Raw genomic sequence first — 25,923 nt, forward strand, 5'->3', positions numbered from 1 at the left:
GTTCCTGACAGAAAGACTGAAATATCGGCAACTGTTTTGATCTTCCTTTCGTCCATCTGGATAAGCATCCCCATATGATGGACAGGACAACTACGTTTTCAGACTCATTTCATATTGGAAAAGACTCCATCTTGCGAGAATGGGTGAAGAAGGCTATAAAGCAGGGATGGAATCTAGCGTAGAGATAGAGGCTTTGTCGGTTTTTGATGACAGGCGCAAAGTCTTGGCATTGGTGCACATGAATGCAGCTGCCGCCCTCGTGCTGTTTAGTATCATTCAATATGTTGAACCGGGCTATTTTCCTCTTGCTGTTACTGAGGCTGCTCTGGCAGTGGTCATGGTTATTAACTATTGGTGGATTGGTCGGGGTGCGGACCTGACTGTCATTGAAAATATTCTCATGCTTTGTGCCGTCATTCTGTTCTCGGCACTTGTCTATCTTGACAGTATTGAAAATACAGGTGTTTACTGGGTTGCAGGTTATCCTTTTGTCGCCTATTTCGTGCACCCGGCCAGACAGGCCAAATTCTGGGTTGCCGGCTATGCATGTTTATTGGCTGCCACAGGTTTTCTGGTCTCTTTTGGTTTTATAGAACTTCCTTACTCGGCTATTCAGGTGTTCTGCCTTGTTGCTGTTGTGCTGTTTTTTTCGGTGTTGTCACACATTTACAAGTCTCAGCTTGAACTGCGCACGCACCAACTGGCCCACTTCAACAGGCAACTGGAGCAGCAGCAGAAGCGTATGCAGGTTGTGCTGGATCATTCTCCAATTGGTATCTGGATGATTGATGCCGGGCGCCATATCCAGTTTCTCAATAAATCCTGGGTGACATGGAGCGGCATATCGGAAGAGCAAGCCAGAGAAGTTGATGATTATACCACCCTGCTATCTGATGAACTGGCAGAAAGTTCTCTGCTTTCAGATCAGGCATGCCTGAATGGAGAGGGGGCTCATTATTTTAACCAAGAGGTACTTTGTGCCGACGATCAGTTGCGCACTTTTGATATGATTAAAGTTAAACTGACTGATTCACAGGGTAAGGTGACAGGGCTGGTCGGGTTTGCCATTGATATTACAGATAAACTACAGGCAGAGATCGAACAGGCGACGCTGGAGCGTCAGGTTCAGCATTCACAACGGCTTGAATCACTCGGGGTTATGGCTGGCGGTATTGCCCACGATTTTAACAATCTGCTGACTGCGATTCAGGGTAGTGTCGAATTGGCAAAACTGGAAGGGAGCCTCAGTTCAGGCCTGCAGGAGTCGCTGGAGTGTATTGACACAGCATCAAAGGCTGCTGCAGACCTGTGCAGGCAAATGCTGGCTTATTCCGGCAAGGGCTTGTTTAAACCGGAACAGCTTCAGCTCTGCGACTTGGTTGATGAGATGCGATCTCTGCTTGATGTCTCTATCAGCAAAAACATTTCACTGCAGTTTCACCAATGCCAACAGAGCAGCCTGATTCAGGGTGATCGGGGCCAGATCAATCAGGTATTACTCAATTTGGTGATTAATGCATCAGAGGCGATTGGTACGAACGCCCCGGGTGAGATCAATATTTCCATTACTGTTGAGGATCTCAGCAACCCGGATACACACAGCTTTTCAGGCGCTGAACTGATCCAGGGGCAATATGTGGTTCTTAAGGTTGAGGATAATGGCTGCGGTATGGATGCCGAAGTGATTGAACATATGTTTGACCCGTTTTTTACCACCAAGTTTACCGGGCGCGGGCTCGGCATGAGTGCAATTCTGGGGATTTTAAATGCTCATGAAGGCGGGCTTGAAGTCACCAGCACACCTGGTTCCGGAACAACTATGACGGTCTGGTTCCCTCACCAGAATGGGATTCGGGATGATTCTCAAAAGCCTCAAACGCAGGCAGCCAATACATCCGGGCGTGTACTTGTGGTGGATGATGAACAGGCCGTTTTGAATGTTGCCAAGAGGATGCTGGAGCGGCTTGGTCTGGAGGTTGAGACAGCACACGATGGCAGAGAAGCGGTGGCGGCATATAGTGCTGATCAGAGATTTGACTGGGTGCTACTCGATGTAACGATGCCGGAGATGGATGGTGTGGAGTGCCTGAAAAAACTGCGTGAAATCAACCCTGACCTGTATGTGGTAATGTCATCCGGTTATGATCCTGAAAACGCTCTGGCACTGTCTGAAAACAGCATGCCGAATGATTTTCTGACCAAGCCATATACGATTGAAGCTTTACGGCAGGTGGTTGAAAAAACCGTGTAAAACAGTCGGCTGAATCGTCACTCACTTTTAAAGCCAATGCCTGCATGTGATCCATCACAGTAAGGTTTACTGTTTGAGGCACCACAGCGACATAAAGCGCTTTTTGCACATACCCTTGCCGTTTTTCCGTTGCTATCACAGATGCTGTGCGGCCCAACCAGATAGAGCGGTCCGTCCTTCAGGGTTTTAATCTCAACGGATCCGGAGGCCTGTTTTTCATCAGGGTTAAAGACTGTAACTTCACCATCGTCCGTGAAACCGGCATCTGAGTGTGATCCATCGCAGTAAGGTTTGATTTTTGAAGCACCACAGCGGCAGAGGGTGGTGCGCGGTGAATCAGGCTTTTCGCCGTTCAATGTATAATCTGCATGAATGGTTAATGGGCCATCTTTTTCTACACTTACCGTGTTGACTGCTGGAGTGGCTTCTTTCGTTCTCTCTGTTTCATATCTCAGTGCACCGGAAGGGCAGCTTTCAATAAGTTTGGCCAGTGTTTCCGCATCACAGGCATCGGGGTTGATCCAGGGGCCTTTTGCATTGGCCCTGAATACATCGGGCAATCCGTGTACACAATGTCCTGCATGGATGCAGCGAGCAGCATCGAAAAAAACAGTGGTCTCTTTGCCTTCGTATTTCTGAATCTTGCTCATAACCCCTCCTTAGTCTCACACGGACTATTTTAGAAAACCGCTTTAAAGTGACCACACAATAAAGCCCGCTAATATGAACATCTACAAGGTTCTTGGGTCACCTGATACTTAATTGTTGCCAATGCCTGAATATTCAACTCCGGATAACATAGAGAGATCGTAATTCCATGTCGCTAAATCATTTTTATTGAATTTGTTAAAATGATCATGGCCACAGGCACGCGCCATGACCTGCATCAATTCAGAAGAGGCATTGAAAAAGTTGTTTAGCCGTTTTGAAGCCATATCAATATCCAGTCGTTGCCTCAGTTCAGGTTTCTGTGTTGCAATGCCTGCCGGACAGTTGTTGGTGTTGCACATTCTTGCTGCAACACATCCAATGGCCTGCATGGCACTGTTTGAAATCGCTACGCCATCGGCACCGAGAGCGAGAGCCTTCACAAAATCTACCGGCACACGCAAACCGCCGGTGATAATCAGAGTGACGCGGCCGCTGGCGCCCTGTTGATCCAGGTGCCGGCGTGCCCTTGCCAGCGCCGGGATGGTTGGAACACTGATATGGTCTCTGAACATCTCAGGGGCAGCTCCTGTGCCTCCTCCCCGGCCATCCAGAATGATATAATCTGCACTGGCATCGAGTGCAAACTGAATGTCCTTTTCAATATGATTGGCACTCAGTTTGAAACCAATTGGAACACCACCTGTAATTTCTCGAACACGATCGGCAAAATGTTTGAAGTCGGATACACTTGAGAGATTCGTGAATGTTGGAGGAGATATCGCGGGTTCACCTTCAGGGATACCTCTCACCTGGGATATCTTTCCTCTGTTTTTGTTGCCGGGAAGATGACCTCCAGTTCCTGTTTTTGCACCCTGGCCACCTTTAAAGTGGAAGGCCTGAATCTTTTTCAATAAGGCTTCACTGTAACCGAACTGTGCACTTGCAAGTTCATAAAAGTAGCGTGAATTTTCTGCCTGCTCTTCGGGCAACATGCCGCCTTCTCCCGAGCAGATGCCTGTGCCTGCAAGCTCCGCCCCTCTGGCCAGTGATACTTTTGCCTCTTCAGAGAGTGCGCCAAAACTCATGTCTGAGACAAACAGGGGAATATTCAGGAGTAGAGGTTTTTCAGCCTCTGGGCCAATGATTAGTTCCGTACCTACGGCCTGATCTTCAAACAGGGGTTTGGTTGCCATCTGGGCTGCCATGATCTGCAGTTCATCCCAATGTGGCAGTGTGTTACGAGGTACACCCATCGAGGTCATCGGCCCGTGATGTCCAAGCCTGGACAAACCCTCTTTGGCGAGCTGGTGAATAAAAGCGACGGTTGGCTCCTCAGGTGTGGGTTCTGCATCAGGTAAAAGACCTGCCTTCTGTTTTACCCCCGGCCCTTCACTACCGACCTGATCTGATGAGAACTGTTTATGGGAAGCATCGCAAAATGGTGAATTCTGTGAATGTTTGCATGCGCAGAGCCACGCCTCCTGATCTTCATCCACCGTAATGACACGCGGAGTAAATGATGTTCCCACATGCGAACCATCACAAAAAGGCTGGCTTTTTGAGCGTCCACAAGTGCAAAAATGATACTCCTGGCCTTTGGATAAATTGACCTTAACAGGTTTATTGTCGGCAATGACAGGTTTGCTCATATTCATTTCTCCAATCAAAAAGTACTAAAATACAGTCTCAAAGCTGGTGCGTATTACCATGAACTTAATCAACAAACGGGCCATGCTGATATATGCTTTCATGATGAGGTATACCGAAACACCACATAAATCGAGTGTCCTCTGTGGCGTTGATTGTTAATGAATGCTCAGCATCTGCATAAGCAGCAGCCCCGGCACTGACTGTTTCACCATTCACATCTACAGAGCCTTCTACTACATACATGAAACCACGGAAATCTTCGCTTATGTTACGCTCAATAGATGCACCTGCTTCAATAGAAATATCCAGATATTCGACATCTGTTTTTAACCGGATTGCGCTTCCCTCTCCAACAATGGTGCGAATGAGACCACCATCAAAAGTGGTTTCTGAAATGATATCCTTATCTACCTGTTGATAATCAGGGTCTAACCCTTTCAAACGCTTCGGCAGGTTAATCCACAATTGAATACCAGCCGCATGACCATCTGGCATCTCCGAATGAACAATGCCTCGGCCTGCGGTAAAGCGCTGGGCACCGCCACCGTATACTGTGCCTCTGTTACCAAGGTTGTCGGTGTGCTGCATGCCGCCAGCAAACATATAGGTGATTGCCTCAAAGCCGCGGTGAGGATGATCAGGGAAGCCACCGCCTGAAACCTCAAAATGATCCCACAGGACAAATGGGTCGAAATTCCGCAGTCCGTGCAGTGGCATGAGTCGTTTGACTGTTACCCCGTCACCTTCAGGCACACTGACGCTTTGCACGATAGTGATGCTCATGCTGAAAACCTGTCCCTGTCATGCGGGGCATTAAAACCGAGTGTTGGGCCTTTAGGTACAATGCGGGTCGGGTTGATCGATTCGTGGCTGTAGAAGTAATGATCTTTAATATGCCTGAAACTCACCGTTTCAACGATACCCGGTTGCTGATACAGATCACGCAGGTATCCCCATAGGTTGGGCATATCGGTAATGCGATTGCGGTTACATTTAAAGTGTGAGTAGTAGACCACATCAAAGCGAAGCAGGGTGGTAAACAGGCGCCAGTCTGCTTCAGTGATGCGGTTGTCGATCAGATAACGCTGGTTGGAAAGTCTGGCTTCCACATGGTCGAGAGCAGCAAACAGGTTATCGAAAGCCTCTTCATAAGCATTTTGTGCTGTAGCAAAGCCACATTTATACACGCCATTGTTGATGCCATCATAGATAAATGCATTGATGGTATCGATTTCTGCACGCAGCTCCTGAGGATAATAGTCATCAGTGTTGCCGGTCAGATCATTAAAGCCTGAATTGAATATGCGAATAATTTCAGCGGATTCATTACATACTACGGTTTCGTTCTGCTTGTCCCACAGGATCGGCACGGTGACGCGACCCGTATAATGAGGGTCAGCTTTATGATAAAGCTGATGGGCATGGGTGAACCCATACAGCGGTTCAGGTTCGGAAAACTGCCATCCCTGATCCAGCATATGGGCATCAACCACGGTGACCGGAATAAGCTTCTCCAGCGATTTCAGTTTACGAAAGATCAGTGCACGATGTGCCCAGGGACAGGCCAGTGAAACATAGAGGTGATAGCGATCTTTTTCGGCGGAGAAACGGACATCACCGGCTTCATCAGGGCCAAACTGGCAATGAAATTTTGATGCGGCGCGATGGAATTTACCATCCTTTGAAGCCCATTTCCCATCATCTGTTTCCCAGATGCCGTCAATCATCATGCCCATTAGTCCGCTCCGAGTGCCGGATAATCAGTATAGCCGTGTTCATTGCCGCCGTAGAAAGTGGTCTGATCTGCTTCATTGAGCGGAGCATCGATACGAAAACGCTCAGGAAGATCCGGATTGGCCAGGAACGGGATACCGAAGGCGACCATATCTGCGGCTTTAGAAGCGATCACCTGCTCGGCTCGATCCCGGTCATAACCACCATTGGCAATATACCGACCGTCAAAACTCGCGCGCAATTGCGAAACATCAAAATCGGGATCAGATTGCCCTGTCATATCTACTTCCACGACGTGCAGATAGGCCAATCCCCGCCCGCTCAGGCTTGCAGCGACGTGATTAAATGTAGCTTGAGGATCGGAATCGGAGATGTCGTTAAATGCATTAACCGGTGAAATGCGAACGCCGACCTTGTCAAAGCCGATCTCATTGCCAACAGTAGTGACGATTTCCAGTAACAGGCGAGTTCTGTTCTCCAGTGAACCGCCGTACTGGTCTGTGCGTTGGTTGCTGCCATCGCGAATAAACTGGTCAATCAGATAGCCGTTGGCAGCATGAATTTCCACACCGTCAAACCCGGCCTGATCTGCACAGGCAGCGGCATGGCGATACTGCTCGACAATGCCCGGTATTTCAGGTGTTTCCAGAGCACGTGGTTCTACAAATGGTTTTAGTCCCTCAAAGGTAAAGGCATCACCTGCTGCAGCGATCGCTGAAGGTGCAACAGGCAGTTCCCCATCATGAAAATCGGGATGTGATATGCGCCCGCAATGCCAGAGTTGGGCAAAAATTCGACCATCTTTGGCATGTACTGCATCGGTAGCCAGTTTCCAACCCTTAGCCTGTTGCTGGTTATAAATACCCGGCGTGGCCGGATAACCCACCGCTTGTTCGGAAACCTGCGTGCCTTCGGTGATAATCAGACCTGCACCTGCTCGTTGAGCATAATGTTCAGCCATCATGGCATTGGCGATATTGTCCGGTGCCCGGTTGCGTGTCATCGGCGCCATCACCATGCGATTGCTCAACTTGTGTCCGGCCAGCTCTATATTTGTAAACAGATTTTTGCTCATTGTTGCTCCTGAATGATGAGGGTAAACCTCTGCGTACCGGAAGCCACGAGGGGAGGGGGAGGGGCTTCCGGCACACATTGGATTTGTTATGACTTTGGAATCGTCATTTAGCTATCGCGTGCAGGGTGCACCGGCGCGTGCTTATTGACGAACGCCTTCGATGGAGAAAAACAGCTCTACGTTTTCAGCGACAGGGCCGAGCATGCCGGCTTTTTTCATATTGTAGTCAGACAGATGAAGCGTGGTTGAACCTTCAAAGCCACGGCGGAATCCACCCCATGGGTCTTTACCTGCTCCGATCTGGGTAACAATGAATGTAATCTCTTTGCTAACGCCGCGCAGGGTAAATTTACCTTTTAGCAGACCTTTGCCATTGCCTTTGTCTTCAAAGCTGGTGCTGGTGAAGCTGGCTTTAGGAAACTTCGCAACGTCAAAGAAATCAGCACTGCGCAGATGTTTGTCTCGTTCAGCATGGTTTGAGTCAATGCTGGCCACATCGATTTCTGTTGTGACACTGTTATTGGCAGGATTCTTTTCATCATAGGTATAAGAGCCTGTGAATGTGTTGAAATTGCCGATCAGCCAGCTGTAACCCAGGTGTTTTACCTTGAACTGGATAAAGGCGTGCTGCCCTTTGATGTCGAAGGCATAGTTTTCAGTGGCCTGTGCTGAGGTAGTGATGCCAAGTGCCAGTATCAGTGATGTTAAGAGGTATTTCAGTTTCATATTGTTCTCCTTTTTAGTTGTGAAGCTTGTTTTTGGTTTTACCTAACATACGCAGTAACGTGGTGTCCTTGTCTATAAAATGGTGTTTCAGAGCTGCAGCTGCATGTGCAGCAGCAAGTCCGATAGCCGCACAGGCGACATACAGATGAATAAGGCCGATCAGATCTGCCTCATCTTTGTTAAACGAGAGGCTGGCCGGCACAGTGAATAGTCCGAAAATATCAATGCCGACACCTTCTGCTGTAGGGATCAGGTATCCGGTGATGGTGATGGTGAATAGCAACAGGTAATGCATACGATGCACTAGCAGTGCAATAAATTTCTCCCAGACTTCCCCCATGAGGTCAGGGCGTGTGTTAGTCAATCTCCATCCGAAGCGGAAGATGAGTGCGAACAGGAGCAGCATGCCGACTGCCTTATGAATATACGGCGCATCGTGATACCAGCTGTCATAGTAATTCAGCTCTACCATCCACAGGCCAAGAGCGAACATACCGAAAATGACGATGGCCATCAGCCAGTGCATAAAGATGGCAATTGAGCCGTATGATGTGGATGTATTGCGTAACATTGACTGTGCCTCCTTTACTGTTTCGATGGTGGAATAATCGGCTTTATGATGATTTAAAAAAAGTATAAAAATATGATAGACATGATTGATAAATCGAATCATTATACTGGGCCTGTCAGTACTGATTCTGATCGAAGCGCTGCTGTTTCCAAATAGACTCAGTCAAGGCGCGAGGAGAGATGTATGGTGAATCCATATGAACGACGACAAGGTGAATTGCGCTTAGGCAAGAGAAGGCCCCTTGGGGGAGCAACGCTGAATGAGTCTATTTGGAACGCAGCCCGCAGGGAAAGGCAATTTTTGTACGCCGCTGCGTTATTTCTCGCTGAAGTGCAGAGGGCACATTGCTCTCGAAATGCCTTGTGGCACACGAAAATTGCGATTTCGCTTCGACCAGAATCAGTACTGGCAGGCCCAGAATGACATTGGAACAGTTGCGTGCTCTGTGTGCTGTGGTTGAAAAAGGCGGTTTTCATGCTGCATCAGTCTCACTGTTCCGCAGTCAGTCGGCTATCAGTATCGCCATCAAAAACCTGGAGCGGGAGCTGGGGCTTTCATTGTTTGATCGCAAAGCATATCGGCCGGCTCTTACAGCTGAAGGGCAGGTGCTCTACGGAAAAGCCAAAAGCATACTCTCCCGATCTGAAGAGCTATCCAGTATTGCCAGTCATTTTGCCCAGGGTGAAGAGACAGAAATCTCCATAGCACTTGGTGCTATTGCCCCTGTTGAGCAGGTCATCGATGTGATCAAACAGGTTTCAGAAGCAGCTCCTGCCACACGCATGAGCCTGCAGATTGAGAATATGGGAGGCACGCTGGAGCGGTTATTGGAGAAAGATGTCGATTTCGCAATTGCCGAGCGTTTTATGCCGGTGCCGCACACTGAAGAGGTGCGCCTGACTTCAACTGAAATGGTTTCGGTTATTTCCCCTGACTTTCCTTTGGCGACACACTACCCGGCGATTACCGAGTCTGACCTGGAGCAGTATGTGCAGGTTGTGGTGCGTGATACCAGCCGAAATCAGCCGAAACGCTCAGCCGGCATTATCGAAGGCGCACACCAATGGCTGGTCAATGATTTTGATATGAAAAAGCGAATGATTATCTCTGGCGCTGGCTGGGGGCGTATGCCTTATCATCGCGTCCACGAGGAGCTGGCAGATGGACGTCTGCTGGCACTTTCCGGCAAAGAACTGGAGCCGCTGAAGATTGATATTTATCTTTTCCGGCGCTCAAATGAACCGATGGGCCCTGTCGGCGAGCGCCTCTGGCAACTACTTCAGCAGTGCGAATATTAAATCGACGAATTGCTGATGGCGTGTGATTGTAGTACACTATGTAAGCAATAGGGGTAACCATGAGAGTAAGCAGATGCCCAAGCTAAAACATGAAGAGCACCACCATGGCCATCAATGGGGGCTTCGGGTTGGAACTGAAATTGTTGCTTCGACCATGATCGGACTGGGGCTTGGTTTCTTTCTTGATCGCTGGCTGGATACACGTCCTGTATTTCTCATCGTTTTTGCCATTTTTGGTCTGGCTGGAGGATTCATGAATCTCTACCAGTTGATGGTTGTTGATCTGCAAAAGAAAAATGAGGCAAGCAAGTCTTGAGTTTGGATATGAGCGGCCCACTCGAGCACTTCCGAGTGATTGTCTATCATGATATTCATCTGGGACCACTTGATATCTCAATCTCAAATACGACTGTGTTTATGTGGCTTGCTGTGCTGTTCGTTGCTGTGCTGCTTCGTCTGATGATGGTGCGCCCGACAATGATACCGGGTATGGGGCAGTTGCTGGCTGAAATGCTCTATGGCTTTGTGGCGCGCCAGACAAGGTTGAATATTCATGGAGAGGGTGAAAAATATATTCCACTGATGTTTACCCTGTTTACCTTTATTCTCGGCTGTAATCTGGTTGGTTTGATTCCAGGCGCGTTTACTCCGACATCGCAACTGGCTGTTACAGGTACCCTGGCTATTGGTATTTTTCTTTATGCAACCGGGCTTCGCTTTTACAAGCATGGCTGGGGTTTTTTCAATGCTTTTGCGCCGCAGGGAGTGCCGAAAATCATGCTGCCTCTGATGGTGCCGATTGAACTTCTCTCTTTTCTTGCGCGCCCCGTCACACTAGCGCTGCGACTGTTTGCCAATATGACGGCGGGCCATATGGCTCTCGGTGTGTTGGCTGTACTGGGTTTGGCAACGCCATGGTTCCTGCAATGGTTGCCTTTGGGGTTCACTGTGGTGCAAATCTTGCTTGAAATGATTATCGCCTTTATTCAGGCCTATATTTTTGTAGTGTTATCATGTGTTTATATTGATGATGCTTTAGTTGATCACTAGGGAGAGGTCTATGGATGCAACAGCAATGGTTCCGATTGGCATGGGGTTAGCCGCGCTCGGTATGGGAGGCGCAGCCGTTGGTATCGGTATGATCTTCAGTAAAATGATCGAGGCTGTTGCGCGTCAGCCTGAGGCAGAACCCACGCTTGCCAAATATGCATGGATCGGTTTTGCACTGGTCGAAACCATTGCACTTTATGCGCTCGTGATCGCATTCATTATCATGGGGCAGGGGGAGTGATATAAATGAAAAGTTCTTCTGTTACATCATTTTACAATAATCTGCAACATCAATAATCCGATCAGGGAATTCAATGCCGCAATTTGATACGACATTTTTTTCATCACAGATTTTTTGGACGATTATCTCTTTTCTGGTGCTGTTTCTGTTACTCAGTCGCTGGGTGCTGCCGCGTATTGCCGCAGTTCTGAATGAACGCACGCGTCTGATTAATGATGAGATTGAAGCTGCACGCAAGAAGCGTGAAGAGGTGGACAATCTGAAACTGGAATATGCAGACAAGCTTGCTGATATTGATCAGGAAGCGAAAAAGATGTTCGATGAATCTGAAAAACGTATTTCCGAGCGACGTCAACAGATGATGGGCGAGTGGAATGAGGAGATGGAACGAAAAAAACTCCGGTTTCTTGAAGACGCGGAAGTGGCACGTCAGCAGGCAATTCGAGAAATTCGTGCCCAGTCAGCCGACCTTATCGTGGATGCGGCTGAAAAGGTGATACATCAGCGCATGGGTGACTCCGAGGCGCAGCAGATTCTCGAAGAGAGCATTGAAGCGCTTGAGAAAACAACAGCGAAGAAGGACTAATCCTCCAGATACATCGGTTTGTTGTCATTCAGTGCCAGCCAGCCTTTGGCGATTCGATAAATAACCCAGATTGCAACACCGATGAGAATGAAATAACCCACCCCCATGATCAGGGTAATAATGCCGAAGAAACCCCAGAGCAGACCGAACCAGAATGTTCTGATTTGCCAGCGGAAATGTGATTCAATCCAAGTGCCGGATATATCCCCTTTTTTGACATAATTGACGACCACTGAGGCGACAAACAAGATGGGGATGATGAATGTGCCTGCCTGTAGCGCATATACCAGTATAGCAATTTTTTTAGCGGCCTCGGTTTGTGGGCTTTCAATCAGTTCTATCTCGTCACTCATTAATTTCATCCTCAATCTGCTGTACTTCCAGAACGATTTTACCTGTCATATTGCCTGCCTCGATTAAACGATGTGCTTCTTCTGCCTGTTCCAGAGGGAAGCTGTCTGAAACAAAGATTGAAAGCTGCTGTTGATCGAAGAACTGGGAACACTGCTCAAGAATATCCCCATGATGTTCAGCCGCCGCCTCAAGTTCCATAACCATAGGTGTGAGCATCAGTTCCTGTGATATGCGGATATTGCGCAAGCGGATAGTTTTCCAGTCAGCATTGTCCGGCACCTGGAGAATGGTAACGATATCACCGTATACGCGTGTGGCTTCTACCAGTTGATTGAATGCTTCGCCGCCGACAGTATCAAAAGCAACATCAACTCCCACTCCATCGGTCCACTCAAGCAGGCGATCCGTAACACTCTCTTGTTTATAGTTGATGGCCAGATCAACCCCCAGCGTTTTCACCAGTTCAGCTTTCTCAGTCGAACTGACTGTCGTGGCAACCTCACAGCCGGCCAGTTTAGCCAGCTGAATGGCGACATGGCCGACACCACCTGCGCCGGCATGGATCAGCACTTTCTGTCTGGATGATAAACGGGCACGATCAAACAGTGCTTCCCAGGCCGTGATCAATATCAGCGGAGCCGCTGCAGCATCAACAAAGTCGATACAGTCCGGTTTCATGGCGACATAGGGCTCCGGCACGACAATGTATTCGGCATAGTTGCCGGCCTTTTGTCCCAGGCCGCCGTAACAGTAATAGACAGGGTCTCCAGGTTGAAAACGGGTAACATCCTTGCCGGTCTTCTCGACGATGCCGGCACCATCACAGCCCAGTATGGCGGGCAGGGCATCCGGGAAATAGAGACCCCGTTCGCGCAGTTTGGTGTCGATGGGGTTGATGCCGGCGGCCATGATCTGAATCAGTACTTCACCATCACCGCATACTGGTTTGTCCATTTCTGTCGGAATCAGTACATCGGGCAGGCCCGGCTCATTCATGATTACTGCGCGCATCGATTATCTCCCTTTGTGCTGGATGAGAACAAATTTCAGCATACTTTCAAGTGTAATGAAACAGGTATCATTTTTCTGCAACGGAAGTAAAATGTCGTTCCACCAATGGCCTACCTTTTTAAATACGATTCCGATGCCCTGATGGCATTGCCCAAGCATGTAGATCTGTTTGATACTACGCTGCGTGATGGCGCTCAAACTGCAGGCATCTCTTTTTCTGTTGAAGATAAAAAACGCATAGCCAATCGTCTGGCTGAATTCGGTGTTCACTGGATCGAAGGTGGCTGGCCCGGTGCGAGTCCTAAAGATGATCTGTTTTTTGAACAGATGCGTGAACGCAGCTGGGGTCGCAGCAAACTGGTCGCTTTCGGTTCTACTGCAAGGCCCGGGCATGCGGTAGAGAAAGACCGCGGTTTGAACAGGTTGATTGGCAGTGGTGCAGATGCAGCCTGCATCTTCGGCAAGAGTTGGGACGTACATGTCACCAAGGCGCTCGGCATTACACTGGAAGAAAACCTGAGGCTGGTCAGTGAATCGGTTGCTTATCTGAAACAGCATTTTGATACTGTCTTTTTCGATGCTGAACATTTCTTTGATGGTTTTGCTGCCAATGAACGCTATGCATTACAGGTGCTGGAGGCGGCTGCCGAAGCCGGGGCAGATACGCTGGTGTTGTGTGATACCAATGGCGGGTCAATTCCATTCCCTGTCTTCGATGTGGTTACAAGGGTGAAAAAACATCTGCCTGATCAGGCGCTGGGCATCCACGCCCATAATGATTGTGAAATGGCTGTCGCTAATTCGGTCGCAGCTGTGCGGGCCGGGGTGCAGCAGGTGCAGGGTACAGTCAATGGTGTGGGCGAGCGTTGCGGCAATGCCAATCTGATGTCAATTATTCCAATTCTGCAGCTGAAAGTGAAAGTGGATTGCGGCGTGTCGCCTGAACAACTCAGACAACTTTCATCGCTATCACAGTTCGTCAATGAGATGGCGAATAGACTGCCGTGGCAGCATCAGCCTTTTGTAGGCCAGAATGCATTTGCACATAAGGGCGGCATCCATGTTTCGGCGATCCGTAAACAACGTGATCTCTATGAGCATATTGATCCGCTATTGGTGGGCAATGAACAGAGGGTGCTTGTATCCGATCAGGCTGGACGCAGTAATATACTGAGTAAACTGCAGAAGCTGGAGCCGGAGGCTGGCCTTGCTGATGATGATCCGGTGGTTGCGGAAGCTGTGACTCGAATCAAGGAACTTGAAGCAACGGGTTATGCATTTGAAGGTGCAGACGCTTCATTTCAATTGTTGTTACGCCGTTCTATGAGCCGCTTTCAGCGTCATTTTGAACTGGTTCGTTTTCGCGTCTACGATGAAAAGCGTGGTCATCATGAAGATCCTGAGTCTGAAGCTACCGTGCAGGTTCGGGTTGGTGGTGAGTTAAAACATGCCGCTGCACTGGGTAACGGTCCGGTGAATGCGATGGACAGAGCGCTCAGGGCAGCGTTGGTGCATGCCTATCCGGGTCTGGAAGCGATGTTTCTGACCGACTTCAAGGTGCGCGTACTCACGACACGTGAAGCAACCGAAGCTGCCGTGCGTGTGTTGATTGAGTCATCGGATGGGAAACGAAAATGGAGCACCGTGGGTGTTTCTACCGATGTGCTTGAAGCTGCTTACAGGGCACTCAATGACGCCATTGAGTACAAACTTGTAATGGATGGTGTTGCGGCACCGGCTGCAGAGAATAGATAAGGAAATTCAACTGCTTTTTTATGATGTTGTGTTTGAGTGGAATGGAGTTGTGTCATGACAAGTGATTTGCACCGCAAAACCTGTGTGCCTTGCCAGGGTGGTATCGCACCTATGAGTCGAGAGCAGGCCGAAGTGATGATGGCTCAGGTTCCGGGCTGGCAGTTGAGTGAAAATGCCGGGCTGATTCGTCGTTCGTTTACCTTCAAGAATTTTATGGCAGCGCAGCAGTTTGCCACTGAGGTAGGCAACTTGTCGGAGACTGAGAATCATCATCCGGATATCAGTTATGGCTGGGCTTACTGCACGGTTACTTTTTACACCCACAAAATTGGCGGCTTACACGATAACGATTTTATCATGGCAGCTAAAGTAAACTGCTTGAAATAAGATCTATCGCGCAACGGGATCACCGTTGCTTGCTGGTGAATGGCCTTTAGGCCAGAGAGAGTGCACCTGGGGTGCTAAAGTAAACTGTCTGAAATAAGATCTATTGCTTAATTGGAGCGCCGTTAGTGCTGGCGCCTGAATCAGATGCTTGCTGCTGATTTATTCATTACAGACCCAAACCAAAGAAGCCTGAATCCGGGTTGGAGGCAGGATCTGAATTCAGAGAGCCTTCAGTTGCAGGCGTTTCCTCAGTTGGAGCGGTACCTGCACGGAAAGCTTCCAGCATCACCTTTTCGGAATCATCCCCCGGCAGTAGTCCGCTTTTCGGATCAATAGCTACCCATTCGATACCTTCTGGTGGCACAAAATCAGTTTTTTCCCTGCCCTTATGAAAGGCTTGCATGGCTTCCAGCCAGGCTGGCAGAGCAGCTCTGGAACCGGTTTCACGACGTCCCATTGGTGTCGGTGTATCCCGGCCACTCCATACGCCTGTGAGCACCTGCGGCGTATAACCCATAAACCATGCATCAACCTGCTTGTTGGTTGTGCCGGTTTTTCCTGCGGCGGGCCTGTTCAGTGCACGAGCGCGCTGTCCGGTGCCACGCTCAATAACACCTTTCATCATATTGGTCGTCAGGAATGCATTGATCGGATCAATCACCTGCTCAGCAGGTTTCATTGATTGATTGACGCTCATTACCGGGTTGACGTGACAGACCTGGCAACGGTTGCCGGATACTGAGCGGTGCAGGGTTTTTCCGGTACGATCCTGGACCTGTTGCAGTGAAACCGGTTTCCATTTTTTACCACCGCTGGCCAGCACAATATATGATTCAGTCAGTGCTTCAGGAGTGACCTCTGTGGCGCCAAGGGCCAGTGCCAGTTGCGGTGGGAACTTGCGTCCGAACGGGTAGTTTTCCAGTGCCCTGAGGAAGCGTTTAATGCCGACATTCTGCAAGACTTTGATTGATGCCAGGTTGCGTGAATGCTCAAGTGCATCGCGCAGTGGGACGGGGCCGGCAAATTCATTTTTATAGTTTTCCGGACGCCAGAACTCATCATTCTGTGAGCTGTCGAATACAACGGGTGTATCCATGACTATGGTTGCAGGCGTTGCACCATTTTCGATGGCTGTGGCATAGAGGAAGGGTTTAAACGCGGAACCCGGCTGACGCATTGCTTTTTTAACCCGGTCATACCCGCCGAACTGATGTTTGTATCCCCCTACACGAGCCAGCACAGTGCCGCGTTCCAGATCAATAGCATACAGGGCTGATTCAATAGATGGTTCCTGTGCCAGACGAACGCCTGTTTTTCCGGTTCCCTGAAGACGTATTTCATCACCGACCATCCAGGTGGAACGGCGTTTTTTAATATAGGCCAGTGTATCTTCGGACGCGCCTTCTTTCTTATACTCTTTAACAGGTTTCCAGGTCCATTTCGGTTTCTTCAGGCGCCACTGCTTGGTGCCGTCATTCACCAGCAGATCTCCACTGCGGTAAACCTTTTCCACCAGTGCAGGAATCAAGGTGTCAGATTTTGCAGTAATCGGTTCGTTGCCAGCGTTTTTATTCCATTCATCAAACAGGGCTTGCCAGCTGTCGCGCGGGTGATTGACCGGATAGCGGTAATATTGACGTTGTTCAATTTCCAGTACGCCATGACGAATGGAACGGATCGCCGCTTCTTCAGCCGCCGGATCATAAGGTACAGTGATGGTCAGGCCCTGTCTGCGCAGGGTTTTAAGACCGAAACGTTCGACCAGTTGTTCATAGACCAGGTCAGCATAGGCATCGGTTAATTTTGGTCCTTCGAGTTCGGCGACAACGAGAGGTTCATGCAAGGCACGGTCAACATCTTTAGCTTCAGCGAAACCACTGGATTTCATCAGGTGTAAAACAGTGTTTCTGCGTTGCAGTGCCTTTTCTGGATTGATATGTGGCGCAACGCTGCCAGGAGACTTGGGCAGGCCCGCAATCATGGCACATTCAGCCAGTGTTAATTCATCCAGATTTTTATGGAAATATCGCCAGGCGGCTGAGGCCACACCGTATGAGCCACGGCCCAGATAAATCTGATTGAGATACAGGTAAAGAATATCATCCTTACTGAATGATTTTTCAATACGGTAAGCCAGTATCGCTTCACGGATTTTACGTGTGTAGGAGCGCTCGGATGTTAACAGAAAGTTTTTGGCAACCTGCTGGGTAATGGTGGAGCCACCCTGTACGGTATGTCCGGCACGTAAATTGGCGAGTGCGGCTGATATGATGCGTGCGGGATTGATGCCCGGATGTTCATAGAATTGCTGATCTTCTGCAGCCAGAAACGCTTTTTTTAAGCGCTCAGGGATCTGCTCGTTTGAAGCCAGTATTCTGTGCTCATCTGCATATTCGGCAATCAGTTCACCATCAGTGTTGTAAACCCTGCTTACCAGAGGAGGCTGGTAGTCGGACAGTGCACTAAGCTTTGGCAGGTTGCTGGAGAATAGCAGATAACCTATCGTAATGCCCAAGGCACCAAGAAGGCTTAAGGAGATGATGATTTTCGCGATAAGAGAAAGGATGCGCATTATTCCCAATTCAAGCGGAAGCACTCGATGCAGGCAAGCTGGAGTTTGCCTGCATGGTCGAGTGCGTCGTAAAGAATTCGGGTTTACGCTGATCGAATTGATGATTGTGATAGTGATTATCGGCATATTGACAGGGGTGGCCGTACCCGCATTTTCAGACTGGCGCCAAAAACAGGCTGTTCGCAGCGCCTCACTATCGCTGCTTTCCCATTTAAAGCAGGCAAGGGTACAGGCGTTGGCTGAGAACAGGAGTGTGAGTGTTTCATTTACTTCCAGCTCTTATACCTTTGATGCCGACACGAGCGGAAGTTGTGGCCCATGCAAAGATCAGGTGATTCCTATGGGGCAGTTTTCCGGTGTGTTATCGATCTCCCCGACAACAACCAGAACATTTTCGAGTCGCGGCACATGTAATTCAGGGACGGTGACATTAACAGCGGGTAGTCACACTCAGAATATCGTATTGAATGTGATTGGCAGGGCGTACATGTAATGAACCCTTTGACTGAGTATAGATCTGCCGGTTTTACCTTGATCGAGATTCTGGTGTCGCTGACGATTGTTTCGATTGCGGTGCTGGCTCTTGGCGGTTTTGGTGTTTCAAGCCTGAGTTCAGGGCAGGTGTCACGCGAGCGTCTTACTGCAGTGCATCTGGCCGAGCAGGTGCTTGAGCACTGGCAGCATGATGCCAATGACAGGGCTCCACTGATTGCTACGGGAACATGTGCTTTGACCGATGCTACTTCTGCTCCTTCTTATCCTGTAACGACGACCTGTAAGCCATCAACCGGAGTTGGCATAGCGTTCACTATTGCTGTTAATGAAACTCAGGCTACCGGGCCTTTGTCCTCCAACCTTTCAGCCTACCAGACATTAACGCAGCCGACAGGTTATCTGAATAGTCCGATGACCCGACTGGTGACGGTAAGCTGGTCCAACAAGGGCGTGTCCCGTTCGATCTATCTGACACATATTGCGGAGCCACGCATATGATATCCGGTAGATCAACGGATCAGGCCCGGGAACAGGGCTTTACACTGATTGAGATGATGATCGGTATGGCTATGGGGCTGATTATTCTGGCCGGACTGACCATGCTATTTGTCTCATACGGTGATTCATCCAGAGCCATGGCATCGCGCACAGAGCGCATGGGTGATCTGTATCTTGCCTCGCATGTGATGCAGGCGGGTTTGCGTGAATCTTTGAGTGTGCCTGATGCGACAACCTCAATTCTTACCAATCTCGCCAGTCGCAGTATAACAGCACCCACAGGGTATCCTGCTAGTGATGCGACATTCACTGCTCTGCCATACTGGGATGCAACAAGCAAAACGATTACTTATCAGGACCTGGAGGGGAATGTCGGTATTTTTCAGTATCAGCGTACTGCCAATGATCGTATCTACTGGCTCAGACCCCTTGCCGCCGGTGTGACCGGTAGCTCTACCTTTCAGGAGTTGATGCGTGACCTCGATACGAGCAGCGGTATGACCGTGACCGTGAGCGGCGGCAATGTGACGGTGACTTTGACATCTGCTTACACCAATGAAAATAAGCAGGGGAAAACACTTTCCCTGACTTTTAAAACCTGGCCAAGGAACTGACATGGCAAAGATAGCCTGTAACAAAATCAGACAATCTGCTGAATCGGGTTTTGTGTTGGTGACTGCGCTGATTATGCTCAGTCTGTTGACGCTGATGTCCTTGGGTATGTATTTCACCAGCAGTACAGCCACGAAGACCAGTGGCTCGGCTCAGAGCAGTACAGAAGCTTATTATTATGCCGAGACAGCAATCAATTACATGACCTGGGCTCTGGCCAATGATGCAGAGTTCGACAACTTTACCTACTCAGGCACTTATATCGCGTCGCCGTTTGGTGAACCGAACTATCCTACAACGCCGAATCCTTCCACGATTGGTGACAGAGAAGAACTCGGTAGTTATATGTGGGATCCGGGGCCGACAGTGATCAGTGATTCAGGTGCCGGCATTCTGGGGCAGATCATGTATTTTGATAACAGCCCCATGGGTAGCCGGTCAGTCTGCTTTGAAGATGCGACAATTTTCTCGAACTGTATTGATGTGAGCGTGGACCCGGCAACTCGAGCAGCTCCGACGATGTATAATATCAGCGTTAATTTGCCGCGATACATCAAGCTGGATATCGCAGCCAGTGGCGCGATCACGCCGACCATCCCCCAATTGCCTCACCAGAATCCACCAGTTGTCGGGCAGGATGTTCCGCAAAATGGTGCGGTGGTATGGATAACAGCCGGTGATTCGAATAATGTGGATAGAGATATTGAGCTATTCCCGCTTGATCCGGCCAATGCCAGTGGCGGTACGGCTGCAACGGCTTGTGCTGCGGGTCAAATGCCATCGTGTCCATGTGATTTCAGCACGATCGGGACTGTAACCAATCCGGTGGCATGTGAAGCGCATGCAACCGGTGATGCGACTGCCGCGGCAGGCAGGGGGGCATGGGTAGATGGGCCATTTCCGATTGTGATATATGCTATCGGATATGTGAATGGCAAGGCCACACATCTGCTCAGGGCGGTTGTGACACTGTATAATTAGGTTGCTCTGAATAACTAATGTCCATGTAGTTGTTCGGCACGACAATGAAATAGTGCGAATTTTCCTTTCCTCACAAAATCATGAGCTTGCAGTACACGATTTTGACAGGCCGTCCGTGGCCTGTGCGGATACCTGACTTTTTCAGAGTATCCTTAAGGTCCACCGATCAGTTTGTTGAGCTCATGTGTTTTTGAAAAAACGACCTGCAACAGGTCGCCTTACTGTATTAAAATGACGCACTTTTCCTGGTGAAACGGGTTATGTGTTTGACCCGCGTAAGGATTTTCCTACACTCCCGCGGATTCGAGGTATTAGTTATGAAAAAGATTTTTGTGTTGAGTATGTTTTTTGCACTGTTTCTGGCTGCCGGTTTTGGACTGCAAAATGGTGAGGTCGCGTTAAATATTCCTGTTGCATCGGCTGATGGCACACATGATGAGGATGACAGCTCATCCGATGATGTTTCGTATACATGTGTCTGCCCTCCGGGAATCACCGCATGTGTCTGCGCAGATGGTTCAGATGGTCAGGCCTCTACTGAAGCGCCGACTGCTGCTGGCCCACTGAGACAACGTTCTTTCTAGCTGTATTCTTTCACAGTTTTATGGCGTCCCATTCGGGGCGCCATTTTTTTTGAATATTTTTCTAAAGTCGCCCTGATTCTTGCCGATACATACCTTGATAGTTGTCAATATAACACCCGTGCGATTGCCGGAGCTTAAGTCGTCAATTGTTGTTCATGGTGAAATATTGAACGATTTGCCAGAAAAAATTTACACATGCGACCGGCGAGCCGTTTGTGAGGAGATAAGTATGAAGAATAGTATATTGGTTGTTTTCTTTGCAGCTCTACTGACGTTTGCATTCAGTACGGAAAAAGGCTGGAGTCTGGATGTTGCCGACGCAACTGCGAAGTCTGAAGGTAGTAAATCCAAGTCTAAATCGAAGTCGGACAGCAAATCGAAGTCGGACAGCAAATCGAAGTCGGACAGCAAATCGAAGTCGGACAGCAAATCGAAGTCGGACAGCAAATCGAAGTCGGACAGCAAATCGAAGTCGGACAGCAAATCAAAGTCAGACAGCAAATCAAAGTCAGACAGCAAATCGAAGTCAGACAGCAAATCGAAGTCAGACAGCAAATCAAAGTCGGACAGCAAATCCAAGGACAAAGAGAAAAAAGAAACCATCTGCCATTATCCTCCAGGGAATCCTGATAATATGCAGACGTTGTCAGTAGGTGAATCAGCAGTGCCTGCGCATATTGCCCACGGTGATACCATGGGGGAATGTGCGGTTTCTGAAGGTGGTGGAGGTGAAGGTGGCACTCCTCCTAGTTGCGTATGTCCTCCGGGTGTGAGTTCATGTATCTGTGCGGATGGCACCCCTGGAACAAGCGGTGGCGCTGCTACACCATCGTCATCATCATCGCATCGCGAGATTATGGGTCAGTAGGCACGGGTCTCGGATGAATTGAAACTCAAACGGCGTCTTTCCTTGAAATAGGTCAGGCGCCGTTTTTATTTTTGGAGATAGTTATGAAAAACAGTATATGGGTCGTATTGCTTGCAGCATTAATCACACTTTCATTCAGTGTCGGGCAAGGTCTGCTGATGCTTGATGTAACAACTGCGTATGCAGGTAGCGATAGGTCGAAAGATGATAACTCTAAAGCGAAGAAATCCGAAGATAGCAAATCAAAGGAGAAAAAGTCAGAAGACAGTAAGTCGAAAGAAAAGAAATCTGAGGATAGTAAATCTTCAGACGATGAGAAGGTGACGGTTTGTCATGTACCTCCCGGGAATCCGGACAATGCACATAATATCAGCGTTGCAGAGTCAGCCGTAAGCGCACATCTGGCTCATGGTGATGTGGTGGGAGAATGTCCAGTTGCGGCAAGTTGTATCTGTCCTGCAGGTGTGAGTTCCTGTGTTTGTCCTGATGGAACTGCTGGAGGCCCCGGGCCCGCATCTGCTGGATCACCTGCTTCACAGCGTGAGATTCATGGTCAGTAGGTTACAGCTGTATATCTGATTCTATCAAATGGCGTCTGAACAGGGCGCCATTTTTTTGGCAATATGGTTGTTTTCTGGCATGATGTTTCGGTGTGGAATAGGAGAGTTTGATGTCAGGTGAGTCTCATCATCTAAGTGTTGATACAGATCGTTTGAGTCGGCAGTTGCTGGTTTTTCTGATTTGCGCCGAACTGTTTTTTGTCGTGTTTGATATCATTGTGAATTATGCGGAATTCATTGAATACAACTCGATTCAGAGGCTTAGCAATATTGCCCGGGAGGACGGGTTGGCCGCATGGTTTATGACCTCTCAAACACTGCTGGCGGCATTGGTATTATGGTTTCTCTACTGGCTGAGTCGGAACCTTGATGGTGCTGCGGCCTTTCATCGCAGAGGCTGGATGATTCTGGCTCTGTTTTTTACCTATATGTCAGCCGATGATGGGGCCCTGATTCATGAGCGTGTTGGCACCATGATTGAGGATATGCTGGAGAAGTCTGAACAATCAGGAGAGGCGGGGGCTTTGGCGCAGTGGCTGGATATGTTTCCCAGTTATGAGTGGCAGTTTTTGCTACCCTTTTTTATAGCCATTGGCCTGTATGTGCTCTATTTTCTCTGGAAAGTGCTCGGTGTCGGGCGTCCGCTTTTGATGGTGCTGGCTGCATTTTCATGCTTTGGGGTTGCAGTCATACTTGATTTTATTGAAGGCATTCCGGCCGACCACAGCTTGAACATCTACAGTTGGTTGAAACAGGCTTATATGCTCGAGGATTATACAGTGGATCATTTTGCAAAGTCTTTGGAAGAGTTCCTTGAAATGCTGGGGATAAGTCTGTTCCTTACGGTGTTTGTGGCGCAAGTCGGCCGTATGCCAAATGAAACGTTCAGTATTCAGTGCGGTTCGTCCAATCAATCTGCACAAGGGTAGGCTGTTTTGAAGCAGGCATGACGAGCTTTTGACTCTCCATGAACTACATAGATGAAATGGCGTCATCCTTGCTTAGAGATGAAACAGCCTTGTTCTGATACAATAATTTCAGGGTCATCTTGACATTATTTCTTATAATAAGGTAACTTGCATAAATATGTGCTAGTGATGCATAAGCTATGGAGGGTAAGTGTCCTTTTTCTCAAATAAGTCGGAAGGCATGATGGGAATCGATATCAGTTCAACCGGCATCAAGTTGGTGGAGCTTAGCAATGCGCGCTCAGGTTACGAACTTAGTGCCATGGCGATGGTTCCCTTGCCGCGCGATGCGATTGTTGAAAACACTATTATTGATTCTACCGCAGTGACTCAGGCGCTTATCGAAGCTGTGAAAATTGCTAAACCTTCAGTCCGCAACGTGGCTTTCTCAGTTTCCGGCAATGCCGTTATTATCAAAACAATCAACATGCCTGTGACCAATGAATTCGATCTGGAAGCCCAGATCGATTTTGAAGCAGACCAGCATGTGCCTTATGATATTGATGACGTGTTCCTCGATTTTCAGATTCAAGGTATGTCAGCAGATGATCCTGAACAGATCGAAGTTGTTCTGGTGGCTTGTAAACGGGAAGTTGTTGAGGATTATCAGCTGGTGTTAAGTGACGCTGGTTTGCAGGCCAAATGCGTCGATTGCGCTGTATTTGCTCTGGAAAATGCTGCTGAACTTACTGAAGAGCATGGATCAGCAGATGGTATGGGGCAGCTGGTGCCTGATGAAGATGCTGATGTGCATGCCCTGATTAACATCGGTGCGAATATGATGAATATCAATGTTTTGATTAATGGTCAGATGTCTTTTGTGCGTGACCAGTTTTATGGCGGACAGAATCTGACTGAAGAGATCCAGAAAGAACATGGCATCAGTTATCAGGCTGCCGAGCAGTTGAAAGCCGAGAATTTTTCGGAGATTCACCCCGATGCTCTGGAACGGTTTTATGTGGGATTAACTTCCGAATTGGTCCGTTCGCTTGATTTTTACTCAGCCAGCAAGGCCGAGTTCCCTGTGCGTAAGCTGATGCTCAGTGGCGGCTGTGCCCTGATTCCGAATATTGCAACTGAACTTGAGCAACGCCTGGGAATTGATACAGTGATTCTCAATCCATTCAAGCAGATCAAGGTTTCAGAGAAAAAATTTGATGTTGAGCATATCAAACGCATTGGCCCGATGTTAATGGTTCCTGCAGGTCTTGCGCTCAGGGCATTTGACGAATGATTCGCATTAATCTTCTGCCCTATCGTGTTGCCCGTCGCCAACAGCAGATTATGCACCATGTCAGCATATTCTTTGGCGTGGTGATTATTGCTGCACTGCTTGCTCTTTCTGCACATACTGCATCATCACTGCAGCTTGCTGATCTTAAGGAAGAGACCTTGCTGCTGCAAAAGCAGAATGCTGAGCTGAAGCATAAAATCGGTAAAATTCATAATCTTGATGCACTGCGAACAGATGTAGAGCGCAAGTTGAAGACTGTGGATCGTTTGCAGGAAGGGCGTTTCCATTCATTGAAAACCCTGCATGAAGTTGCTCAGGTGATTCCTGAAAATGTCTGGGTGAAGACATTGAAACACAGTGGCACGGATATCACATTGTCCGGTCTGGGCGAGAGTAATAAGGCGGTGGCCAATTTCATGCGCAAGCTTGATCGTTCTCCATTGTTCGACAATGTGCAATTGACAGTGATCAGTCGTGTCATGGTGAATGGTTTGCCAGTCCGTAGTTTTAACCTGAAAATCAGGCGTGTGGAAGAGTCTGCAAAGGCCAAAACAGCAGATGCTAAGAAAGGGGCATCCTGATGTTTGATTCGTTGAAGGCCTCACTGTTCGACAGTCTGCGTCCGATTTTGCCGCTACCCATGTGGCAGAAGATGCTCACACTGGTGGCAATATTTTCAGTCATTCTCGGCTTGTATGCTTATCTCGGTTGGATGCCACTACAGGAAGAGATCAGCCAACAGGAAGCTCAGGGGAAATTGCAACAGACGCTGCTGATCCGGAATCAAAGGCTGGCTCATGATTTGCCGCGCAAACAGAAAGAGTACGCCAAGCTGGAAAAACAGCTGAAAGTGGCACTGAATATGTTGCCGAAACAATCGCAGATACCGGATCTGCTGGAGAATGTGTCCTGGGCAGGTAAAGACTCCGGACTAGAGTTCAAGGATTTCAAACCGGGGACTGAGGTTACCCGGCAGATATATGCTGAAGTGCCTGTAGCATTGAATATCTCCGGCAGTTTCCGTCAGTTACTGACCTTTCTCAAACGCGTTGGTGAGATGCCTCGAATTGTGGATGTGAAAAATCTGACGCTAACTCAGGGCAAAAGTGGAAACCTGTCCGTGCGTGGCCAGGCAGTGACTTACAGGTTTGTAGAAGAACAACCCGAGACAAAGAAGCGCAAAGGACGGAGAAAATGAGCTATTTTAACTG

General features: G+C 48.7%; 29 protein-coding genes. 19 read left to right on the forward strand and 10 right to left on the reverse strand.

Going from position 1 to position 25,923, the window contains the following annotated elements:
- Positions 1-139 precede the first annotated feature (139 nt).
- Positions 140-2,251, forward strand: coding sequence for a hybrid sensor histidine kinase/response regulator (locus MMIC_RS11005; RefSeq protein WP_227819490.1), 2,112 nt, complete (start codon positions 140-142; stop codon positions 2,249-2,251).
- 17 nt (positions 2,252-2,268) lie between these two features.
- Here MMIC_RS11005 and MMIC_RS11010 read toward each other — a convergent pair whose 3' ends face one another.
- The 7 genes from MMIC_RS11010 to MMIC_RS11040 form a co-directional block, all read right to left on the reverse strand.
- The gene (locus MMIC_RS11010) at positions 2,269-2,901 is read right to left on the reverse strand and encodes a CDGSH iron-sulfur domain-containing protein (protein ID WP_072660533.1); all 633 of its coding nucleotides are present in this window, start codon (positions 2,899-2,901) and stop codon (positions 2,269-2,271) included.
- A 108-nt stretch (positions 2,902-3,009) separates the two neighbouring features.
- Positions 3,010-4,551, reverse strand: coding sequence for a glutamate synthase-related protein (locus MMIC_RS11015; protein WP_072660534.1), 1,542 nt, complete (start codon positions 4,549-4,551; stop codon positions 3,010-3,012).
- Between the two features lie 64 nt (positions 4,552-4,615).
- On the reverse strand, positions 4,616-5,335 hold the full coding sequence (locus tag MMIC_RS11020; RefSeq protein WP_072660535.1) for a pirin family protein: 720 nt from the start codon (positions 5,333-5,335) through the stop codon (positions 4,616-4,618).
- A complete protein-coding gene (locus tag MMIC_RS11025; RefSeq protein WP_072660536.1) occupies positions 5,332-6,288 on the reverse strand; it encodes a glutathione S-transferase family protein in 957 nt (318 codons plus the stop codon). The genes MMIC_RS11020 and MMIC_RS11025 overlap by 4 nt, the downstream gene beginning before the upstream one ends.
- Positions 6,288-7,361 (reverse strand): alkene reductase, encoded by a 1,074-nt coding sequence (locus MMIC_RS11030; protein WP_072660537.1) that lies wholly within the window; start codon positions 7,359-7,361, stop codon positions 6,288-6,290. Before MMIC_RS11030 ends, MMIC_RS11025 begins: the two co-directional genes overlap by 1 nt.
- A gap of 141 nt (positions 7,362-7,502) precedes the next feature.
- The gene (locus MMIC_RS11035) at positions 7,503-8,087 is read right to left on the reverse strand and encodes a YceI family protein (protein ID WP_072660538.1); all 585 of its coding nucleotides are present in this window, start codon (positions 8,085-8,087) and stop codon (positions 7,503-7,505) included.
- A 13-nt stretch (positions 8,088-8,100) separates the two neighbouring features.
- The gene (locus MMIC_RS11040; RefSeq protein ID WP_072660560.1) at positions 8,101-8,658 is read right to left on the reverse strand and encodes a cytochrome b; all 558 of its coding nucleotides are present in this window, start codon (positions 8,656-8,658) and stop codon (positions 8,101-8,103) included.
- A gap of 419 nt (positions 8,659-9,077) precedes the next feature.
- On the opposite strand from MMIC_RS11040, the gene MMIC_RS11050 reads away from it, so the two are divergent.
- From MMIC_RS11050 to atpF, 5 genes are all read left to right on the forward strand, one after another.
- Complete coding sequence (locus MMIC_RS11050; RefSeq protein WP_072660540.1) at positions 9,078-9,956, forward strand: LysR family transcriptional regulator; 879 nt, start codon at positions 9,078-9,080, stop codon at positions 9,954-9,956.
- 73 nt (positions 9,957-10,029) lie between these two features.
- Positions 10,030-10,272: an AtpZ/AtpI family protein gene (locus MMIC_RS11055; RefSeq protein WP_072660541.1), complete on the forward strand. Its 243-nt coding sequence runs from the start codon at positions 10,030-10,032 to the stop codon at positions 10,270-10,272.
- An 8-nt stretch (positions 10,273-10,280) separates the two neighbouring features.
- Positions 10,281-11,006 (forward strand): F0F1 ATP synthase subunit A, encoded by a 726-nt coding sequence (locus MMIC_RS11060; protein WP_227819492.1) that lies wholly within the window; start codon positions 10,281-10,283, stop codon positions 11,004-11,006.
- A gap of 10 nt (positions 11,007-11,016) precedes the next feature.
- Positions 11,017-11,247, forward strand: a complete 231-nt coding sequence (atpE, locus tag MMIC_RS11065; protein WP_072660543.1) for an ATP synthase F0 subunit C — start codon at positions 11,017-11,019, stop codon at positions 11,245-11,247.
- A 73-nt stretch (positions 11,248-11,320) separates the two neighbouring features.
- Positions 11,321-11,833, forward strand: a complete 513-nt coding sequence (atpF, locus tag MMIC_RS11070) for a F0F1 ATP synthase subunit B (protein WP_072660544.1) — start codon at positions 11,321-11,323, stop codon at positions 11,831-11,833.
- Here the strand turns inward: atpF and MMIC_RS11075 are convergent.
- The gene (locus MMIC_RS11075) at positions 11,830-12,186 is read right to left on the reverse strand and encodes a DUF4870 family protein (protein ID WP_072660561.1); all 357 of its coding nucleotides are present in this window, start codon (positions 12,184-12,186) and stop codon (positions 11,830-11,832) included. The genes atpF and MMIC_RS11075 overlap by 4 nt on opposite strands.
- A complete protein-coding gene (locus tag MMIC_RS11080) occupies positions 12,179-13,198 on the reverse strand; it encodes a zinc-dependent alcohol dehydrogenase family protein (protein ID WP_072660545.1) in 1,020 nt (339 codons plus the stop codon). Before MMIC_RS11080 ends, MMIC_RS11075 begins: the two co-directional genes overlap by 8 nt.
- Positions 13,199-13,303: 105 nt before the next feature.
- Here MMIC_RS11080 and cimA point away from each other — a divergent pair, with 105 nt between their 5' ends.
- Both cimA and MMIC_RS11090 read left to right on the forward strand, forming a co-directional pair.
- The gene (cimA, locus tag MMIC_RS11085) at positions 13,304-14,953 is read left to right on the forward strand and encodes a citramalate synthase (RefSeq protein ID WP_227819493.1); all 1,650 of its coding nucleotides are present in this window, start codon (positions 13,304-13,306) and stop codon (positions 14,951-14,953) included.
- 54 nt (positions 14,954-15,007) lie between these two features.
- Entirely contained in the window at positions 15,008-15,340 is a 333-nt protein-coding gene (locus tag MMIC_RS11090; RefSeq protein WP_072660546.1) for a 4a-hydroxytetrahydrobiopterin dehydratase, read from the forward strand.
- A gap of 166 nt (positions 15,341-15,506) precedes the next feature.
- Here the strand turns inward: MMIC_RS11090 and MMIC_RS11095 are convergent, their stop codons facing one another.
- On the reverse strand, positions 15,507-17,912 hold the full coding sequence (locus MMIC_RS11095) for a penicillin-binding protein 1A (protein ID WP_083530577.1): 2,406 nt from the start codon (positions 17,910-17,912) through the stop codon (positions 15,507-15,509).
- 61 nt (positions 17,913-17,973) lie between these two features.
- On the opposite strand from MMIC_RS11095, the gene MMIC_RS11100 reads away from it, so the two are divergent.
- The 11 genes from MMIC_RS11100 (at position 17,974) to MMIC_RS11150 (ending at position 25,910) form a co-directional block, all read left to right on the forward strand.
- Positions 17,974-18,405: a GspH/FimT family pseudopilin gene (locus MMIC_RS11100; protein WP_171966504.1), complete on the forward strand. Its 432-nt coding sequence runs from the start codon at positions 17,974-17,976 to the stop codon at positions 18,403-18,405.
- An 8-nt stretch (positions 18,406-18,413) separates the two neighbouring features.
- Complete coding sequence (locus MMIC_RS11105) at positions 18,414-18,905, forward strand: type IV pilus modification PilV family protein (RefSeq protein ID WP_227819494.1); 492 nt, start codon at positions 18,414-18,416, stop codon at positions 18,903-18,905.
- Complete coding sequence (locus MMIC_RS11110; RefSeq protein ID WP_072660548.1) at positions 18,902-19,519, forward strand: prepilin-type N-terminal cleavage/methylation domain-containing protein; 618 nt, start codon at positions 18,902-18,904, stop codon at positions 19,517-19,519. The genes MMIC_RS11105 and MMIC_RS11110 overlap by 4 nt, the downstream gene beginning before the upstream one ends.
- Position 19,520: 1 nt before the next feature.
- On the forward strand, positions 19,521-20,498 hold the full coding sequence (locus MMIC_RS11115) for a PilX N-terminal domain-containing pilus assembly protein (protein ID WP_072660549.1): 978 nt from the start codon (positions 19,521-19,523) through the stop codon (positions 20,496-20,498).
- A 317-nt stretch (positions 20,499-20,815) separates the two neighbouring features.
- Positions 20,816-21,082 carry a hypothetical protein gene (locus tag MMIC_RS11120; RefSeq protein ID WP_072660550.1) on the forward strand — a complete coding sequence of 89 codons (267 nt, stop codon included), beginning with the start codon at positions 20,816-20,818 and terminating at the stop codon, positions 21,080-21,082.
- A 229-nt stretch (positions 21,083-21,311) separates the two neighbouring features.
- Complete coding sequence (locus MMIC_RS11125; RefSeq protein ID WP_072660551.1) at positions 21,312-21,950, forward strand: hypothetical protein; 639 nt, start codon at positions 21,312-21,314, stop codon at positions 21,948-21,950.
- 83 nt (positions 21,951-22,033) lie between these two features.
- Entirely contained in the window at positions 22,034-22,510 is a 477-nt protein-coding gene (locus tag MMIC_RS11130; RefSeq protein ID WP_072660552.1) for a hypothetical protein, read from the forward strand.
- Positions 22,511-22,620: 110 nt separating this feature from the next.
- Positions 22,621-23,439 carry a DUF8692 domain-containing protein gene (locus tag MMIC_RS11135; protein ID WP_072660553.1) on the forward strand — a complete coding sequence of 273 codons (819 nt, stop codon included), beginning with the start codon at positions 22,621-22,623 and terminating at the stop codon, positions 23,437-23,439.
- Between the two features lie 190 nt (positions 23,440-23,629).
- Positions 23,630-24,712, forward strand: a complete 1,083-nt coding sequence (gene pilM / locus MMIC_RS11140; protein ID WP_143144950.1) for a type IV pilus biogenesis protein PilM — start codon at positions 23,630-23,632, stop codon at positions 24,710-24,712.
- Positions 24,709-25,293, forward strand: coding sequence for a PilN domain-containing protein (locus MMIC_RS11145; protein ID WP_072660554.1), 585 nt, complete (start codon positions 24,709-24,711; stop codon positions 25,291-25,293). The genes pilM and MMIC_RS11145 overlap by 4 nt, the downstream gene beginning before the upstream one ends.
- Positions 25,293-25,910, forward strand: coding sequence for a type IV pilus inner membrane component PilO (locus MMIC_RS11150; RefSeq protein ID WP_072660555.1), 618 nt, complete (start codon positions 25,293-25,295; stop codon positions 25,908-25,910). Before MMIC_RS11145 ends, MMIC_RS11150 begins: the two co-directional genes overlap by 1 nt.
- Positions 25,911-25,923: the final 13 nt, after the last annotated feature.

This window comes from Mariprofundus micogutta (genome assembly GCF_001895085.1).
Taxonomy (GTDB): domain Bacteria; phylum Pseudomonadota; class Zetaproteobacteria; order Mariprofundales; family Mariprofundaceae; genus Mariprofundus; species Mariprofundus micogutta.

What these genes read in the sequence shown, in the direction of transcription:
- MMIC_RS11075 (WP_072660561.1), bottom strand. Translation starts at nt 12,186, where the DNA reads ATGAGTGACGAGATAGAACTGATTGAAAGCCCACAAACCGAGGCCGCT.
- MMIC_RS11050 (WP_072660540.1), top strand. Translation starts at nt 9,078, where the DNA reads ATGACATTGGAACAGTTGCGTGCTCTGTGTGCTGTGGTTGAAAAAGGC.
- MMIC_RS11005 (WP_227819490.1), top strand. Translation starts at nt 140, where the DNA reads ATGGGTGAAGAAGGCTATAAAGCAGGGATGGAATCTAGCGTAGAGATA.
- MMIC_RS11055 (WP_072660541.1), top strand. Translation starts at nt 10,030, where the DNA reads ATGCCCAAGCTAAAACATGAAGAGCACCACCATGGCCATCAATGGGGG.
- cimA (WP_227819493.1), top strand. Translation starts at nt 13,304, where the DNA reads ATGGCCTACCTTTTTAAATACGATTCCGATGCCCTGATGGCATTGCCC.
- MMIC_RS11130 (WP_072660552.1), top strand. Translation starts at nt 22,034, where the DNA reads ATGAAAAACAGTATATGGGTCGTATTGCTTGCAGCATTAATCACACTT.
- MMIC_RS11150 (WP_072660555.1), top strand. Translation starts at nt 25,293, where the DNA reads ATGTTTGATTCGTTGAAGGCCTCACTGTTCGACAGTCTGCGTCCGATT.
- MMIC_RS11120 (WP_072660550.1), top strand. Translation starts at nt 20,816, where the DNA reads ATGAAAAAGATTTTTGTGTTGAGTATGTTTTTTGCACTGTTTCTGGCT.
- MMIC_RS11125 (WP_072660551.1), top strand. Translation starts at nt 21,312, where the DNA reads ATGAAGAATAGTATATTGGTTGTTTTCTTTGCAGCTCTACTGACGTTT.
- atpE (WP_072660543.1), top strand. Translation starts at nt 11,017, where the DNA reads ATGGATGCAACAGCAATGGTTCCGATTGGCATGGGGTTAGCCGCGCTC.
- MMIC_RS11010 (WP_072660533.1), bottom strand. Translation starts at nt 2,901, where the DNA reads ATGAGCAAGATTCAGAAATACGAAGGCAAAGAGACCACTGTTTTTTTC.
- atpF (WP_072660544.1), top strand. Translation starts at nt 11,321, where the DNA reads ATGCCGCAATTTGATACGACATTTTTTTCATCACAGATTTTTTGGACG.
- MMIC_RS11145 (WP_072660554.1), top strand. Translation starts at nt 24,709, where the DNA reads ATGATTCGCATTAATCTTCTGCCCTATCGTGTTGCCCGTCGCCAACAG.
- MMIC_RS11025 (WP_072660536.1), bottom strand. Translation starts at nt 6,288, where the DNA reads ATGGGCATGATGATTGACGGCATCTGGGAAACAGATGATGGGAAATGG.
- MMIC_RS11040 (WP_072660560.1), bottom strand. Translation starts at nt 8,658, where the DNA reads ATGTTACGCAATACATCCACATCATACGGCTCAATTGCCATCTTTATG.
- MMIC_RS11090 (WP_072660546.1), top strand. Translation starts at nt 15,008, where the DNA reads ATGACAAGTGATTTGCACCGCAAAACCTGTGTGCCTTGCCAGGGTGGT.
- MMIC_RS11095 (WP_083530577.1), bottom strand. Translation starts at nt 17,912, where the DNA reads ATGCGCATCCTTTCTCTTATCGCGAAAATCATCATCTCCTTAAGCCTT.
- MMIC_RS11020 (WP_072660535.1), bottom strand. Translation starts at nt 5,335, where the DNA reads ATGAGCATCACTATCGTGCAAAGCGTCAGTGTGCCTGAAGGTGACGGG.
- MMIC_RS11060 (WP_227819492.1), top strand. Translation starts at nt 10,281, where the DNA reads ATGAGCGGCCCACTCGAGCACTTCCGAGTGATTGTCTATCATGATATT.
- MMIC_RS11030 (WP_072660537.1), bottom strand. Translation starts at nt 7,361, where the DNA reads ATGAGCAAAAATCTGTTTACAAATATAGAGCTGGCCGGACACAAGTTG.
- MMIC_RS11110 (WP_072660548.1), top strand. Translation starts at nt 18,902, where the DNA reads ATGATATCCGGTAGATCAACGGATCAGGCCCGGGAACAGGGCTTTACA.
- MMIC_RS11035 (WP_072660538.1), bottom strand. Translation starts at nt 8,087, where the DNA reads ATGAAACTGAAATACCTCTTAACATCACTGATACTGGCACTTGGCATC.
- MMIC_RS11135 (WP_072660553.1), top strand. Translation starts at nt 22,621, where the DNA reads ATGTCAGGTGAGTCTCATCATCTAAGTGTTGATACAGATCGTTTGAGT.
- MMIC_RS11080 (WP_072660545.1), bottom strand. Translation starts at nt 13,198, where the DNA reads ATGCGCGCAGTAATCATGAATGAGCCGGGCCTGCCCGATGTACTGATT.
- MMIC_RS11015 (WP_072660534.1), bottom strand. Translation starts at nt 4,551, where the DNA reads ATGAGCAAACCTGTCATTGCCGACAATAAACCTGTTAAGGTCAATTTA.
- MMIC_RS11115 (WP_072660549.1), top strand. Translation starts at nt 19,521, where the DNA reads ATGGCAAAGATAGCCTGTAACAAAATCAGACAATCTGCTGAATCGGGT.